Source organism: Arthrobacter sp. USHLN218 (assembly GCF_037144715.1).
GTDB lineage: Bacteria > Actinomycetota > Actinomycetes > Actinomycetales > Micrococcaceae > Crystallibacter.
In genome coordinates, this window is record NZ_JBBCYT010000013.1 from 1 (window position 1) to 14,658 (window position 14,658).

13 protein-coding genes are annotated in these 14,658 nt (G+C 66.5%); 4 read left to right on the plus strand and 9 right to left on the minus strand.

Features of this window, described 5'->3' with window-relative positions:
- The 3 genes from WFH44_RS20590 to WFH44_RS20600 form a co-directional block, all read right to left on the minus strand.
- Nucleotides 1-471: VOC family protein (locus tag WFH44_RS20590; RefSeq protein WP_336716401.1), on the minus strand; the 471-nt coding region annotated here is incomplete at its 3' end.
- Nucleotides 472-625: 154 nt separating this feature from the next.
- Complete coding sequence (gene hpaE, locus WFH44_RS20595) at nt 626-2,131, minus strand: 5-carboxymethyl-2-hydroxymuconate semialdehyde dehydrogenase (protein WP_336716402.1); 1,506 nt, start codon at nt 2,129-2,131, stop codon at nt 626-628.
- 398 nt (nt 2,132-2,529) lie between these two features.
- The gene (locus tag WFH44_RS20600; protein ID WP_336716403.1) at nt 2,530-3,297 is read right to left on the minus strand and encodes a MerR family transcriptional regulator; all 768 of its coding nucleotides are present in this window, start codon (nt 3,295-3,297) and stop codon (nt 2,530-2,532) included.
- Nucleotides 3,298-3,505: 208 nt separating this feature from the next.
- Here WFH44_RS20600 and WFH44_RS20605 point away from each other — a divergent pair, with 208 nt between their 5' ends.
- Nucleotides 3,506-3,826 carry a hypothetical protein gene (locus tag WFH44_RS20605; protein ID WP_336716405.1) on the plus strand — a complete coding sequence of 107 codons (321 nt, stop codon included), beginning with the start codon at nt 3,506-3,508 and terminating at the stop codon, nt 3,824-3,826.
- On the opposite strand, the gene WFH44_RS20610 is transcribed toward WFH44_RS20605, so the two are convergent.
- The 4 genes from WFH44_RS20610 to WFH44_RS20625 all read right to left on the minus strand — a co-directional run bounded on the left by WFH44_RS20610 (nt 3,813) and on the right by WFH44_RS20625 (nt 7,662).
- Entirely contained in the window at nt 3,813-4,397 is a 585-nt protein-coding gene (locus WFH44_RS20610) for a GNAT family N-acetyltransferase (protein ID WP_336716407.1), read from the minus strand. The genes WFH44_RS20605 and WFH44_RS20610 overlap by 14 nt on opposite strands.
- Nucleotides 4,398-4,508: 111 nt before the next feature.
- A complete protein-coding gene (locus WFH44_RS20615) occupies nt 4,509-6,053 on the minus strand; it encodes a tripartite tricarboxylate transporter permease (RefSeq protein ID WP_336716409.1) in 1,545 nt (514 codons plus the stop codon).
- Nucleotides 6,053-6,685 carry a tripartite tricarboxylate transporter TctB family protein gene (locus WFH44_RS20620; RefSeq protein ID WP_336716411.1) on the minus strand — a complete coding sequence of 211 codons (633 nt, stop codon included), beginning with the start codon at nt 6,683-6,685 and terminating at the stop codon, nt 6,053-6,055. The genes WFH44_RS20615 and WFH44_RS20620 overlap by 1 nt, the downstream gene beginning before the upstream one ends.
- Nucleotides 6,682-7,662, minus strand: a complete 981-nt coding sequence (locus WFH44_RS20625) for a Bug family tripartite tricarboxylate transporter substrate binding protein (protein ID WP_336716412.1) — start codon at nt 7,660-7,662, stop codon at nt 6,682-6,684. Before WFH44_RS20625 ends, WFH44_RS20620 begins: the two co-directional genes overlap by 4 nt.
- Before the next feature lie 239 nt (nt 7,663-7,901).
- Between WFH44_RS20625 and tcuA the strand changes: the two genes are divergently transcribed.
- The gene (gene tcuA / locus WFH44_RS20630; RefSeq protein WP_336716413.1) at nt 7,902-9,392 is read left to right on the plus strand and encodes an FAD-dependent tricarballylate dehydrogenase TcuA; all 1,491 of its coding nucleotides are present in this window, start codon (nt 7,902-7,904) and stop codon (nt 9,390-9,392) included.
- Nucleotides 9,393-9,445: 53 nt separating this feature from the next.
- Nucleotides 9,446-10,138 carry a GntR family transcriptional regulator gene (locus tag WFH44_RS20635; protein ID WP_336716415.1) on the plus strand — a complete coding sequence of 231 codons (693 nt, stop codon included), beginning with the start codon at nt 9,446-9,448 and terminating at the stop codon, nt 10,136-10,138.
- An 88-nt stretch (nt 10,139-10,226) separates the two neighbouring features.
- Here WFH44_RS20635 and WFH44_RS20640 read toward each other — a convergent pair whose 3' ends face one another.
- Complete coding sequence (locus WFH44_RS20640; protein ID WP_336716417.1) at nt 10,227-10,985, minus strand: SDR family NAD(P)-dependent oxidoreductase; 759 nt, start codon at nt 10,983-10,985, stop codon at nt 10,227-10,229.
- A gap of 191 nt (nt 10,986-11,176) precedes the next feature.
- The gene (locus WFH44_RS20645; protein ID WP_336716419.1) at nt 11,177-11,761 is read right to left on the minus strand and encodes a hypothetical protein; all 585 of its coding nucleotides are present in this window, start codon (nt 11,759-11,761) and stop codon (nt 11,177-11,179) included.
- Between the two features lie 227 nt (nt 11,762-11,988).
- Between WFH44_RS20645 and WFH44_RS20650 the strand changes: the two genes are divergently transcribed.
- Nucleotides 11,989-14,631, plus strand: coding sequence for a non-ribosomal peptide synthetase (locus tag WFH44_RS20650; protein ID WP_336716421.1), 2,643 nt, complete (start codon nt 11,989-11,991; stop codon nt 14,629-14,631).
- The last annotated feature ends 27 nt before the right edge of the window (nt 14,632-14,658 follow it).

Here is a 14,658-nt window from a genome sequence, read left to right on the forward strand (position 1 = left end):
GTTGAAGTGGTCCAGGCGGACGAGTTCGCCGGCGGAGTAGAGGTCGTAGCGCATGTGCAGGCGCTCGACGTGCTCGGTCTCGTGGAAGAACTCGTAGGGGAAGCCCAGCGGGTCCTCGACGCGGAGCGAGTCGCCGATGCCCTTGACGAAGCCTTCCTTGCGGCGCTCGGTGCGGCAGCCGAGTTCCCGGTAGTAGGCCTCGGCCTTGTCCACGTCCTCGGGGCTGCGCACGCGGTAGGCGAAGGCGGCGACCGCGGCCACGGGGCCCTTGCGGAGCACCAGGTTGTGGTGGATGAATTCCTCGAAGGAGCGCAGGTAGATCGCGTTCTCGTCTTCCTCGGTCACGTGCAGGCCGAGCAGGTCGACGTAGAAGGCGCGGGACTTGGCGAGGTCGGTGACGACGATTTCCATGTACGCGCAGCGCAGGATGTCGGGCGCCGGGACGGAGGGCTTGGGAATTTCGATGCTCATGGATGATTCCTTGGATTTTTGACTTGGTGCGGGAGTGGGCTCGTGGACATGAACCCACTCCCGCGGGGCCGGCGTTGGCGAGGTAGGTCCAGACTCCGCGCCGGCCCGGCTAAGCGTCCGGGACAAGCCGGACAAGTAATCAGGCGTTGAAGGTCTACCGGCTGGACTTGACGCCAAATTTGGGGGTGTGGGCCTCGCTGAGGCTAATCTGCACCGACTGCTGCGTGGTGTAGAAGTCGATGGAGCGGTAGCCGCCCTCACGTCCGAGGCCGGAGGCTTTCACACCGCCGAACGGGGTACGCAGATCGCGCACGTTGTTCGAGTTCAGCCACACCATGCCCGACTCAATGGCATGTGCGAAGTTGTGGGCCCGCTTCAGGTCCGAGGTCCAGACGTAGGCGGCCAGGCCGTACTTGGTGTTGTTCGCGAGCTCCAGCGCCTCCTCGTCCGTGTCGAATGGGGTGATCGCCACGACGGGACCGAAGATCTCCTCCTGGAAGATCCGTGCCTCCGGGGCGACATCGGCGAACACGGTCGGTGCCACGTAGTTGCCGGTGGGGAAGCCGTCGGCACGGCCGCCGCCGGCGAGGAGGCGGCCCTCGGACTTGCCGATCTCGATGTAGCTCATGACCTTCTCGAAGTGGTTCGGGTGCACGAGTGAGCCGACCTCGGTTGCGGGATCGCTCGGAAGGCCGACCACGATGTTCTTCGCGCGCTCGGCGAAGCGGGCCACGAAGTCGTCGTAGATGTCGCGCTGCACGAGCACGCGGGACCCGGCCGTGCACCGCTCACCGTTCAGGCTGAACACACCGAAGACGGTGGCGTCGAGGGCGGCTTCGACGTCGGCGTCGGCGAAGACGACAGCCGGGCTCTTGCCGCCGAGCTCGAGTGAGAGGCCCTTGAACAGGGGTGCGGCCGCGGTCGAGATGACGGCACCGGTCGAGCTGTCACCGGTGAAGGAGACGAGGGGCACGTCCGGGTGCTTGACGAGGTAGTCGCCCGCGACACCGCCGGACCCGAAGACGAGGTTGAAGACGCCCGTGGGTAGACCTGCCTCCTCGAAGATCCCGGGCCACAGGGACGCGGAGAGCGGGGTGTAGCTGGCGGGCTTCATGACGACGGTGTTGCCTGTCGCGATGGCCGGGGCGAGCTTCCACGACTCCTGCATGAAAGGAACGTTCCACGGCGTGATCAGCGCGGCGACCCCGATCGGCTTGCGATTGACGTAGTTGAGCTGGCGGCCGGGCACCTTGAACGCATTGTCCTCCTGCGCAACGATCAGGTCGGCAAAGAAACGGAAGTTCTCGGCGGCACGGCGCGCCTGGCCCTTGGCCTGCTTGATGGGCAGGCCGGAATCGAAGCTCTCCAGGAGGGCGAGTTCGTCGTCGCGCGATTCGACGATGTCCGCGATCTTGTGCAGCACGCGTGATCGTTCGCGGGGCAGCATCCTCGACCAGGGGCCTTCCTTGAAGGCCCTTGTGGCGGCGGCTACGGCGACATTGACGTCCTCCGCCTGGGCCGCCGCGGCCGTGGCGTAGTTCGTATTGGACACCGGATCCTGCACATCGAAGGTCTCGCCGCTGATGGAATCAACAAACTTGCCGTCGATGTAGTGCTGAAGATGGGTGGGCAGGTTCTCGGGAACGTAGTGCTCGGCCACGGAATCAGTCCTTTCGCCCTTATTTCAAGGGGCTCGGTCACACAAACACGAACTTCGTATCTGAAATCGTATACGATAAATAGTGACCGAGCCCACCCGGGCTGTCAAGGGTCGCCGCATAGTTCCCATGAAGACGAGAAGGCCTAGGCAGCCGCCTTCCTCGGTAGCGATGCAGGGTCCTACGTCAACGGGCACGGGATGCGCGTTGACGGCGGCATCTCCGCCGCATACGTGACTGCAGAAGGCGAACCCGCCGCCGAAGGAGGCGGTGCCGAGAGCAGCGGTTATCAGGATGGAACCGGATGACCGCTGCTCTCATGTTTAGGCGTAAAGCCCAAAGAGACCAATGCGGGAGCGCTTCCCCGGTGGTATCGCACCACCTGGCGGATGTCCGCGGCTCACTGGCCTTCGGCCGGCACCTGCCTGACTTCCCCGAGATAGGCCACCAGCGCGCGCAGCTGTTCCACCGTCCACGGGAGCCGGTCGCTGAGTACGACGGCGTTCTCCTGCCACATCGTACGGGCGGCGGTTTTGGTTCCGTCTCCGCTGTGGAATGCGGCGCCGAGCCGGTCCCACCGGCCCACGAGGTCCTTGGCCCTTGCATCGCGTGCCGGAACATCCGCGTCCAGCAGGGCCAGGCCCTCCTCGACCAGCCCGGCCCACTGCTGCCTGGCCGCCTCGACAGCCTCCGGCCCCAGATCCGCCCGGCGTGCGGCCAGCTCGGTGCGCTGTTCCTCCGTGAAGTAGTTCTCGATCATGGTCATCCTCTCCAGAATGTTGATGAAATCGCCGTGCCCCGGCCTGTCCGGGGCATCAAGGTGGCGGAGCATCGCACGGAGCTGGTCCTGGAGCCGCTGCAGCTGCTCGGTCTGTTCCATGACGGCAGCCAGCTGGCGGGCAAGCGTCGAGCGCACCGGCCCGCCGCCGTCGTTAGGGTCTGCGAGGAGGGCACCGATCTCCCCCAAGGGCACACCAAGGCTGCGCAGGGCGCGGACCTGGTAGAGCCGCCGCACGTCGTCCCCGGTGTAGCGCCGGTGTCCGGCCGCGGTCCGCCCGCTCGCGGACAGGAGGCCGATCGCGTCGTAATGGTGCAGCGTCCGCACCGTCAGGCCGGTCGCCTTCGCCAGCTCGCCGATGCTCCACCGGAATCCGTTGTCCTCCGTCATGCCACCACCGTAAAACCTGACGCTGCGTTAGGTTCAAGCCCGGAGGAAACTTCGCGAACGTCGAAAATATGTTCTACCCTTGAGGCGTAGATGGGCGCCTCGGACGGCGGCCGATGATGACCCGCAGTCCGGCCCGGCTGCCGCTATGATGCGGCGGCGGACCGGTGACATGCGGAAGACAGCTTTGGCGAGAGGATCGTGAAGAGCAGTGGCGGCGATACTGGAGCAGGCGCAGCAGCGGACGCTGGACGAACCGGTGGAGGTCCGCTTCACCCCGCAGGGCAGGCCCCTGGCAGTCAGGTGGCGCGGACAGCTGTGGCCCGTCGTCGCGGAGCCGGTCCACGAGGTTCAGCGGCCGGACGGGACCGATCCGCTGGATGCGGACGCCGTCCATGACGGCGCCGTTGTCGAGATCGAATGCTGGCGGCTGCAGGTGCAGGCGAGCTCGACCTCTCCCCTGCACACCCTCTCGGTCCGGAGACAGCCGGGCCGGAACGGCTGGCTCCTCGGGGACGTCAGCGGGGACTAGCCCCGAGGTCAAGCCGCATCAGGACGCGCGGGAAGCCGTTCAGGACGGACTCGGTGTCGGCCGCCTTCGTGAAGCCGGCCCGCTCGAAAAGCGCACGGGTGCCGACATAGGCCATGGTGAGGTCTACTTTCTGCCCCTGGTTGTCCACGGGGTAGCCCTCGATTACCGGGGCTCCATTGGCGCGGGCGAAGTCGACGGCCCCGGCCAGCAGATGGTGGGAGATGCCCTTACCGCGGTGTCCCGGCTTCACCCGGATGCACCACACGGACCACACATCGGCGTCGTCCGCGTGCGGGATCTTACGGTTGCGCGCGAAGCTCGTGCCGGCGCGCGGGTGCACCGCAGCCCAGCCCACCACCTCGTCCCCGTCATACGCGAGCACGCCCGGCGGCGGATCCTCCCCGCACAGCTCCCGCACGCGCTTCCCGCGGTCCTCGCCCAGTAGCGTCCGGTTCTCCTTCGACGGCACCCGGTAGCTCAGGCACCAGCACACGTTCGCATCCGGACGCTTCGGCCCCAGGACCTGCTTCACGTCGTCGAATATGGTTGCTGCGCGCACCTCGATCGGCATGCCTCCACCTTGGCACCAGCGCCGCAACCGGGCAACGCCTGCAACGGCCGGAGACGGCGAAGGGCGGAGGCTTCGCCCAGTCGAAGCGGGTGCTATTAGAGAACCTGATGGCTAGCCGACCTGGGCTGGGACGGACTCCTTCTCCACACCTTCCTTATCCAACTTGCGGTGCCGCAGGTGCTGGATGCCGCTGACGGCCAGCCCAAGGGCGAGCACGATGTACAGCGTGACGGTGATCGGACTGCCGATCAGGATCCCGGGGTCGCCCTCGGAAACCGCGAGCGCCCGGCGCAGTTCGGTTTCCGCCATCGGGCCGAGGATCACCGCAATCAACACCGGTGCGAGCGGAATGTTGTAGCGGCGCATCATGAATCCGACCAGGCCGATCCCCACCAGCAGCCACAGATCCAGGATCGACGAGCTGATGGCATACACCCCGAGCATGGAGAAGACCGTAATTCCCGCATAGAGGTAGTGCTTCGGAATGGTCAGGAGCTTGGCCCACACGGCTGCGAACGGCATGTTGATTGTCACCAGAATGACAAGGCCGATGAACAGCGAGGCCAACAGCGCCCAGACGAGGTCGCCGCTTCGCTCGAACAGCAACGGTCCCGGCTGCATGCCGTACTGCTGGAAGGCCGCCAGCATGATCGCGGCCGTCGCGGAAGTCGGCAGCCCGAGTGCCAGCAATGCGCCCATAGCGGTGCCGGCAGTGGCGTTGGCTGCCGCCTCGGGTGCCGCCAGACCACGGATGGACCCCGTGGTACCAAATTCCCGGTCGCCGCGGCGCTTGGCGAGCTGCTTCTCTGTGCCGTAGGCCAGGAAGGTCGGTACTTCCGCGCCCCCGGCCGGAATCAGGCCGAACGGGGCGCCGAACGCCGTTCCCCTCAACCACGCCGGCAGCGCCCGCCTGATGTCGGCCAGGCCTAGGCGTGCCTTGCCTCCGGTGGAGATCTGGGTGGCTCTGGGGTCGCGGTGGATCCGCGCAGCGACGTGCAGCACCTCCCCGAGTGCCAGCAGGCCGACGGTGATAACGACGACGGAAATCCCATCGAACAGCTGCGGCATGCCGAGGGTGAAGCGGGCGGTGCCACTGGGACCGTCGATTCCGACCAGCGCCAGTGCAAGCCCGATGCCCAGGGCAGCAATGCCCCTAATGACCGATTCCGCCACGACGGCCGAGATGGCCAGGAACGCGAATACCGCCAGGGCGAAGTATTCGGCCGGACCGAAGACGGTCGCCATCTTCACCAGTGTGGGTGCAAAGAAGACGACGAGTGTCGTGGCAATGAGGCCACCGATAAAAGCGCCTAGGGCCGCCGTAGCCAACGCCTTCGCCGCTTGCCCGTTTTTGGCCATGCGGTGGCCCTCGAAGGTCGAGGCGATGGCCGATGAGTTGCCGGGAGTATTGAGCAGGATGCCCGAGGTGGAGTCACCGAAGAGGCCGCCGAAGTAGACGCCCGCAAACATGATGAAGGCCGCGGTCGGTTCGAGTGAGAAGGTTACGGGCAGCAGCAGGGCGACGGCCATGGCAGATCCGAGGCCGGGCAGGACACCGACCGCGGTGCCGAGAACGGCGCCGATCAGGACCCAGACCATATTCATTGGGGTCAGGGCGTGGGCGAACCCTTCGGCAAGAAGTGCGAGCTGATCCATCAGAGCATTCCTCCCAGGAATCCGGACGGCAGGTTGAGGCCCAGCCCTGCGTTGAAAGCAAGCTGGACGGCGGAAGCGAAGAGGATGGCCACGCCGAGGTCGAAGACGGGGCGCCTGCTGCCGAGCGCCCGGGAGACGACCCAGAACAGCAGCGCCGCACTGATGATCCAGCCAACCGGCTGCAGGATGAGGGTGAAACCGGCAACAGCTCCAATGACCTGGCCAACCGTTTTCCAGTCGGTGTATGTCTTGCCGGTGGCCGCAGCCACCGCTCCCGGCACTGCCGTCTGCCGTTCGCCCTCTGGCAAGTTGGCCAGGTCCCGGAGCATATCGGCGGAAAAATCTCCATGACCGGGATGCGGGTCCGCGTCCGGTACGTGCGGGTTGCGGAAGACATGGACGGCCAACAGGGCTGCGGTTGCATAGAGCACTACGCAGACGAGGACCGGGAAGAACTGCGGACCCGGAATGGAATTGCCCTGGACCTTCATGTTCGCGGTCCCGACGGTCATGAAGATAGCCAATGCAAGGAGCAGGGCGACGACGACGATTTCACTGCGTCCTGACCAAAGACTGCGGTGCGGCCGCTGCACTGCTTCCGTTCGGCCCGTCTTCTCTTGGGTCATGCTCATAGTCCGAGGTCCTTCACAATCTCTTGGGCAATGGTCACTTCTTCATCGAGGTAGCGCTCAAATTCCTCGCCGGTGGTGAAGCTGTCGGTCCAGCTGTTGCGTTCGAGCGCGTCCTGCCACTCATCGGACTCGCGTACTTCGCTGGCAATCTCGATGAATTCCTCCTTCGCCTCTGCGCTGATGCCCGGGGCCGCAACAAGGCCGCGCCAGTTCGACATCGAAACCTCGTAGCCCTGCTCACGGAAGGTCGGAATGTCGACTCCCTCTAGGCGAGCCGGGGACGAGATCGCCAAGGGCCGCAGCGTTCCCGACTCGATCTGGTCCGCGACTTCGTTATAGCCGGACATCCCTGCGGCGGTAGTGTGCGACAGCAACGAGGTCAGCGCTTCGCCCCCTCCCGAATAGGCGATGTAGTTGACCGACTTCGGGTCCACGCCGACCTCCTTGGCCAGCAAACCGCTCAGCAAGTGGTCAATGGAGCCGAGTGAACCACCACCGATCGACACCGCACCGGGGTTTTTCCTCCAGGCCTCGACGAAGTCGTCGAGGGTCTTGAATTCGGAGTCGGCGGGAACGACGAGTGCGGCGAAGTCGTCCGCCATCCGGGCAATAGGCACCACATCATCCATCGTCTCGGGATTGTCACCGAGCTCGATCGCCCCCACCATGACGCCGCCGGTAACCAGCAGAGCATCCTCGCGGCCGGGTGTCTGCACGAACTGGCTCAGACCTATGGTTCCGCCCGCCCCCGGCACGTTCACGACCTGGGGATTGTTGACGATCCCGTCGCTCCGCAATGCCTGCTGCGCTTCACGGGCGAAGCCGTCCCAGCCCCCTCCGGGCGCCGCGGGAGCGATCAGCGTGAGCTTGCTCCGCGCGGTGCTGGTGCTGGCTGTCGAGGCGGCGTTCGCGAAGGCAGGGGCCGCGACGGCAGCCACCAAGGCGGCGAAAAGGACAGTTCGGATTGGCTTTTTCATGTTCCCCGTTTCGTGGGCTCTGGTGGGTAAGACGGGCTGCCGGGGAGGCAGCCGCGAAACGGCTCGGACTTCATCCGCCCGAGATGAATACTTTTGTACACAATGAAATACAGTTATACATGGTGAGCTGAGTCACGACAACAGTAAGACGAAGGCCCCCGGGGCCCAACCGTGGAGAGCTTCCCTTTTTGGATTGCACATGGTTGTATACATTTGTGTACAAAAACGAGGAGGAACGCATGTCCCTGGAAACCCTTACTTCCGAAAGCGTCGAGTCAATACAGGTCGTCGTCGTGGGCGGGGGAAACGCCGGCTTCACTGCAGCTCATGCCGCCGCAGTGCGCGGCCGCTCGGTGGTGCTGCTCGAAAAAGCGGAGAAGGACGCGGCCGGAGGAAACAGCTTCTACACCGCCGGAGCCACACGGATTGCCCACGATGGCCTTGAGGATCTGGCTGGTCTGGTCGAACCGGACGAACGGCACGCCGTCACCGTCGTTCCGCCCTACTCCGAGGACGAATACGCAGCTGACCTGGCCAAAGTGACCGAGGGGCGCAACGATCCGGACCTGACCAAGGTCCTCGTTTCCGAGAGCCAGTCCACCCTTCGCTGGCTCAACAGCCTTGGCCTCAAGTACCGCCTGATGTACGAACGGCAGGCGTATGAGCGGCCTGACGGCAGCTACCTCTTCTGGGGCGGGCTTCATGTCGGCAACGTCGGCGGTGGGGAAGGCCTCATCGAGGACCACACCCGCGTAGCGGGCGAACTGGGCATCGATGTCCGCTACGGCCATGCGGCAAAGAGCCTCATCATGACCGATGGCCGGGTTACCGGCGTCGTTGTCGAAACACCGGAAGGGACGAAGAAGCTCCAGGCTGAATCCGTCATCATGACGGCGGGCGGGTTCGAATCGAACCCGCAATGGCGCCGGGAACACCTCGGTGAGGGCTGGCAGAACGCCAAGGTACGCGGCACGCCCTGCAACACCGGCGACATGATCGCCGCCGCGCTGCAGGTCGGTGCCGCCAGAGGCGGTGACTGGAACAGCTGCCACAGCGTCCAATGGGATGCCTTCACCGCCAAGAATGAAAGCAATCGGGAACTGACCAATCGGCTGACCCGTCAAAGCTATCCGCTGGGCATCATCGTGAATACGGAAGGCAAGCGCTTCCTGGACGAAGGCGCGGACTTCCGTAACTACACCTACGCAAAATACGGCAAGGAGATCCTCAAGCAGCCGGGTTCGGTGGCTTACCAGATCTTCGATGCCTCGCTGCGTCCGCTGCTCCGGAGCGAAGAGTACGAGATGCCGGGCGTGTCCGAGGTCGTCGCAGACACGCTGGAAGAACTGGCTGCAAAGCTCGGCATTGACGCCGAAAGCCTGGAAAAAACCGTGTCCGACTTCAACAACTCGATCGACCGGGGCATCCCGCTCGATCCGAACGTCAAGGACGGACGAGCCGCCAACACTGAACCGGTCAAGAGCAACTGGGCCTCCCCCATCGAATCCGGCCCCTTCTACGCCTACGGCGTCACCTGTGGCATCACCTTCACCTTCGGCGGCGTCAAGGCGGACACGCACGGACGGGTGCTGAACGAAGCCGGTGAGCACATCGGGGGGCTATATGCGGCAGGTGAGATGCTCGGCGGGTTGTTTAGTGCCAATTACCCCGGCGGCTCCGGCCTTGCCGCAGGCTGCGTCTTCGGGCGCCGCGCCGGGAGCTTGGCGTAGAGTTTGCTAGCGATAGGCCGGTAAAGCCGCCCAAGCACCCAAGGACGATCATCGTGGCTCAAACAGCGTCAGCAGCACGCGCAGACGGGGAAAGCATCTTCCTTACCCTGCGCAGCGAAATCCTGGCCGGGGTGCATCAGCCCGGCACGGCGATGCGCGAAGTCACCCTCGCCGACCGGTTCGGCGTCTCCCGGACACCCGTCCGGGAGGCGCTCTCCCGGCTCCAGCAGGAGCGGCTGCTGGAGCGCGTTGCGCGGGGCCTTCAGGTTCCCCAGATCGATCCCCAGCAGATCATCCAAATCTATGACATGAGGATCCTGCTGGAGGAAGAGGCCGCCGGACAGGCGGCCACGGCCCGGCGGTTCACCGACCTCATGAGGCTTGAGGCCCTCCTGAACCGCGACCGGGAACTCACCGATCCGGACGACCAGACCCGCATCACCACGAACCTGGAGTTCCACGCCGCCGTCTGGGAAAGCACCCACAACCCCATCCTGCAGGACTTGCTGGAGCGCCTCTCCACCCACCTGATCCATGCGCCCCGGTCAACCCTCTCGGTGTCCGACCGCTGGGCGGATGCGCTCGAGGAACACGCCGCGCTCATCAAGGCCATCGAGGAACAGGACGTCGGCACCGCTCGCAGAATCGCACGCGAACACATGGAGACGGCACGAAAGCTGCGGCTTCAGCTGCTGCGCGAGTCGGCCCTGGAACAGCCAAGCAGGACGGCCGGCCGGTCCCGCTAATGGCGGGGGCCAATGGCAGGGAAGGCGGGCGCCTCGTCGGAGAACGAAACACCCGCCCCTCCGGACCCGCGCTGATGGCGGGCTGCCGCTACACGGCCGTGTAGCCGCCGTCGACCAGGTAGTAGCCGCCGGTCATGAAGGAGGCGTCGTCCGAGAGCAGGAAGCTGACCAGATGGGCGACTTCCTCGGCCGTACCGAGGCGTCCGAGGGCGTGCTTGCCCTCGAGCGCCTTGCGGATGTCCTCGCTCAGGCTGTTCACCACCAGCGGCGTGTTGATGTAGCCGGGGCCAACGGAGTTGATGCGCAGGCCCTCGGGCCCGTACTCGGCGGCCGCGTTCTTGGTCAGGCCCACGACGCCGTGCTTCGCCGCGGTGTAGGCGCCGTTGCCGAGGGCGGCGACGGAGCCGTGGATGGAGGCCATGTTGACGATGGCCGAGTTCTTGCCGCCGGCCTTGAGCATCTCCGGGATCTGGTAGCGCATGCCGTAGAGCACGCCGTTGAGGTTGATGTCGATGACCTTGTCCCAGTCCTCCAGGTCCACCTCACCCGCCGGTGCGTTCTTGCCGCCGATGCCGGCGTTGTTCACCGCGTAGTGGAGGGCGCCGTAGGTATCGACGGCGTGGCGCACCGCCTTCTCGGAATCCTCCTTCCGCGCGGTGTCCTGCTGCACCGCCGAAGCCGTGCCTCCGCCGTCGGCAATCTCCTTGGCCACCCGCTCTGCCGCTTCCAGGTTGATGTCGGTGACCACCACGCTGGCGCCCTTGGCCGCGAGTTCCTTGCTGATCGCCTCGCCGATGCCGGAACCGCCGCCGGTCACCAACGCGACCTTGCCGTCGAACTGTGCCATGTAGATCAGTCCTTTCTGCCGCAGGCCGCAGGGTATCCGCGGCCGCCCAAGCCGAGTCAACCAGAAGCCGCGCCCGCCCGGCAGCGGCGCCGTGGAATCAGCGGAATTTTTCACCGGAACGACGCCGTTACTGGGGCAGAGCGCTTCGGCCCGCCGCCGCCGTGGCGCTCTGCCGCAGTAGCGGTCAGCGTTCAGCGGTTGAACTTGACCAGCCGGATGTCCTCAAGCTCGATCTGCACCCGACCGAGCTTGTTCTGGGCCCAAACGGGGCAGTTCCAGGTGTAGATGGGGTCCGTCAGCTCCTGCCCATTTAGCAGCGTCACCAGTCCGTCCGCGCTTGCACTGTCCGTGTAGATCGCATCGAACCGGATGGTGCGCACCTTTTCCAGGCTGATCTGCTGGCCGTTCTCGAACTGAAGACTCCCTGTCGTGCACGCGAGAGCGACCGTTGAGGCCTTGACGGTTGTGCTCGTGCCGTCCCGCCGCACCAGGTCCGCTTCCGCCCGGTCCCACGAGACGGGGCTCGTCCCGCCTTGCTCGGGTGCCGATTTAGCGTCCTCGGGCCGGTTTCCGTCTTCCCCGCCGGCAGCACCCGCCGGTTCCTGGGTTGCGCTGAGCTGCTGGCCGTCGTTTTCCCACCCGATCACGCCGTTCTGGACCAGGATGCCCAAGATCCCGCCGAGGGCGGTAATGAGCGCTGCGATGGCCGTGATCAGGCCCGGCGCCGTGTGCCAGAAGCCCTTATCCCCTTGTTCCCCCTTCGCCGTCTCGTCCATGGCGAATCACTCCCTATCAGGTAGTGGCATCCCCATATTCCCACTCGGCGGTGGTGCGGACTAGAGGGCAAATGCCTTCCCGGAGCCCGCACTTTGGCCGTGCGGTTTTCACGAAGGTGACCCGGACGGGACCGTGGAGGTTCGGATGAAACGGTTCGTCCCGGCGTCGTCCGCAACAGACCTTAACGTACGCAGTAAGGTTAGCCTTAGCTACTTATGCTTCACCGGTGACTATTGAGCTCGACTTAGCCCGCGTCCGTTTCGCCGCCGATCTGGCGCGCTACAGCGACCGACCCGCAGTCCTCACGGCGGACGGGGCGCTGACTTACCGCGATCTGGCTGACCGGGTGGAGGACGTTGCGGGGCGGCTCGGCCCGGTGCGGCGGCTGGCCGTGCTGGCGGCGGCGAACGACGTCGATTCCCTGACCGCATACCTGGCGGCACTGTCCGCGGGGCATCCGCTGATCCTCGTGCCGGCGGACAAGCCCGCGGCGCTCGAGTCGGTCCTCGCGGCGTACGATCCGGACGTCATTATGCGCTCCGGCAGCGGGGAGCCGGTGCTGCACGAACGCCGCGCTGGCACGCGGCACGAGCTGCATCCGGAGCTGGCGCTGCTGCTGAGCACGTCCGGTTCCACCGGCTCGCCCAAGCTGGTCCGGCTCTCGCAGGAGAACGTGCAGTCCAACGCGGAGGCGATTGCCCGCTACCTGGACATCCGGCCCGAGGACCGCGCCGCCACCACGCTGCCGATGTCCTACTGCTACGGCCTCTCGGTGATCAACAGCCACCTGCTGCGCGGTGCCGGCCTGGTCCTCACCGGCCTGTCCGTGGTGGACCCGTGCTTCTGGGAACTGTTCAGGGAGCAAAGAACGACGACGTTCGCCGGGGTTCCGTACACGTTTGAACTTCTGGAGCGGGTCGGGTTCGCGGACATGGACCTGCCCGGCCTGCGGTACGTCACGCAGGCCGGCGGCCGGCTGGATCCGGACACGGTGCGCCGCTACCGGGAGCTCGGCGAGCGCCGCGGGTGGGACCTGTTCGTGATGTACGGGCAGACCGAGGCCACCGCGCGGATGGCGTACCTGCCTCCGCGGCTGGCCGCCGACAATCCGGGGACGATCGGGGTTCCCGTCCCGGGCGGCGCGTTCCGGATCGAGCCGGTGCCCGGGCTGCCGGACGGCGAGCTGGTCTACTCCGGGCCGAACGTCATGCTGGGCTACGCCGAACGGCCGGAGGACCTGTCCCTGGGGCGGGTGGTCGACGAGCTGCACACCGGCGATCTGGCGCGGCTTCGCCCCTCCGGGGTGTACGAGGTGGTGGGGCGGCTCAGCCGGTTCGTGAAAATTGCGGGGCTGCGGATCGACCTCGGACAGGTGGAGAAGATCCTGGCCGAACTCGGCGTCGCCGCGGCCGCCGCCGGCTCGGACCGGAGCCTAGTGGTCGCCGTCGAGGGCGGACACGACCCGGGCCTGCTGGGCAAGGTGCTGGCCCAACGGCTCGGGCTGCCGCCCGCCGCGGTGGGGGTGCACGCCGTCGCCGGTATTCCCCGGCTCGGCAACGGCAAGGTGGACTACCCCGCGGTTGTGGCGCTGGCCGCCCCGGTGCCGGAGGTGGCGGAACCGGAGACGGAGCCCGCGGGGCACCAGGAGGATGTGCGGACGATCTTCGCCGAGGCGCTGGACTGCGGCGAGGTGCGGGACGGGGACACGTTCGTCTCGCTCGGCGGGGATTCGCTGTCCTACGTCGCGGCGTCGGTCCGGCTGGAGCGGGCGCTCGGACAGCTGCCGGCGGACTGGCACGTCACGCCGGTCGGCGAGCTGGCACCGGCAGACCCGCCTTCCGTACCGGGACGACGACGGTCCGGGCCGGCGGCAACATCGCGGTCCGGCCGCCGACGCGTGTTCGTCCGGCTGGAGACCGGGATCGTGCTGCGGGCGCTCGGCATTGTCGCGATCATCGGCACGCACGCGCAGCTCTTCCACTGGCCGGGCATGGCGCACGTGCTCTTCGCGGTGGCCGGGTTCAACTTCGCCCGCTTCCAGCTTGGCGGCGGGCGGGCCCAGCGGCTGAAGCGTCACGGGCGCAGCGTCGGGCGGATCATCGTGCCCAGCATGGCCTTCATCGCCGCCGCCTACCTGCTTACGGACCGGTACGGGCCGGAGAACATCGTGCTGCTCAACTCCTTCGTGGGCCCGGAGACGTGGTCCACGCGCTGGGACTTCTGGTTTGTCGAGATGCTGGTCTACCTGCTGGGCGCTGTGGCCGCGCTGCTCGCGGTTCCCCCGGTGGCCCGGGCAGAGCGCCGCTTCCCGTTCGCGTTCCCGCTGGCTCTGACCGCGCTCGGCCTGCTGACCAGGTTCGAGATCGTGGTCCTGCCGGCGCCGAACCCTGCCCCGGTCCTGTGGCTCTTCGCCCTCGGCTGGGCCGCCGCCAAGGCGCGGCCCGCAGCAGCCCGCCGCAGCGGCCCGCTCTCCCGGCCCACCCTCGTCTCCCGGCTGCGCGGCCTGGCTCCCCTGCTGACCGTCTCGGCGCTGGCCTCGGTGACCGTGCCCGGCTTCTTCGGCGAGCCCGACCGCGACGCCACCATCCTCGCCGGCATCGTCCTGCTGGCCTGGCTGCCCGCTCTCCCCGTGCCCGTCGGCCTGCACCGGTTGTTCGGCGTGCTCGCCGCGTCATCCCTCTACGCCTACCTCACGCACTGGCTCGTCTACCCCGGCCTAGCTTCCATCTCCCCCGCCCTGGCCGTCGCAGCCTCCCTCGCCTCCGGCGTCGCCTACTGGGCGCTGGTCACCGGTGTCACGGGCGCGGCCTCGCGCTGGCTCGCGGGGCTGCGGAGAGGACGCGGCCGCATTGGCCTCAGGAGGGCTTGACCGCTTACTTGGAAGATCCGGGGCCAG